At 59.4% G+C, this 812-nt stretch carries 1 protein-coding gene; it reads left to right on the top strand.

Features of this window, described 5'->3' with window-relative positions; genetic code table 11:
* Positions 1 to 812, top strand: an 812-nt coding sequence (locus P0D89_RS53565; protein ID WP_408371371.1) for an IS256 family transposase, incomplete at both ends; no start/stop codon positions are given.

The following is an 812-nucleotide window of genomic DNA, read 5'->3' as shown; positions in this document are numbered from 1 at the left end:
CATCAGACGCGCTGGACGGGCTTCGACGACAAGATCATTTCGCTGTATGCGCGTGGCCTGAGCGTGCGCGAGATCCAGGGGCACCTGGAAGAAATGTACGGCACGGAGGTCTCGCCGACGCTGATCTCGGCGGTCACCGACGCCGTCAGTGATGAGGTGAAGCTCTGGCAGGCCCGTGCGCTCGACGCGCTTTATCCGATTGTCTATCTCGACTGCATTCACGTCAAAGTGCGCGACAGCGGCGCGGTGCGGACCAAGGCGGTGTACCTGGCCATCGGCGTGAACATGGCCGGCCACAAGGAAGTCCTGGGACTGTGGATCGCCCAGACCGAGGGGGCCAAGTTCTGGCTGCAGGTGGTCACTGAGCTGAAGACGCGCGGCGTGCAGGACATCTTTATCGCCTGCGTCGACGGGCTTAAAGGCTTTCCTGAAGCCATTGAAGCGGTCTACCCAAAAGCGGCCGTGCAACTGTGCATCGTGCATATGGTGCGCAACAGTCTGAACTTCGTGCCGTGGAAAATGCAGCAGGAAGTCGCCGCCGACCTGAAGACGATTTACACTTCATCGACCGTCGAACTGGCCGAACAGATGCTGGGCGCCTTCGAGGCCAGGTGGGACAAGGACTATCCGTCCATCGGACAGAGCTGGCGACGCAACTGGGCACGTGTGATTCCGTTCTTCGATTACCCACCGGAGATCAGGAAGGTGATTTACACCACGAATGCCATAGAATCGATCAACATGAGCCTGCGCAAGGTGATCAAGACCCGCAGCTCGTTCCCGACCGATGAGGCCGTCACCAAGCTGTTTTA

This window comes from Paraburkholderia sp. RL18-085-BIA-A (assembly GCF_046027075.1).
Taxonomy (GTDB): Bacteria; Pseudomonadota; Gammaproteobacteria; order Burkholderiales; family Burkholderiaceae; genus Paraburkholderia.
Note: the sequence above shows the minus strand (reverse complement) of the source record. Positions and strands in the feature narration are given on the sequence as shown.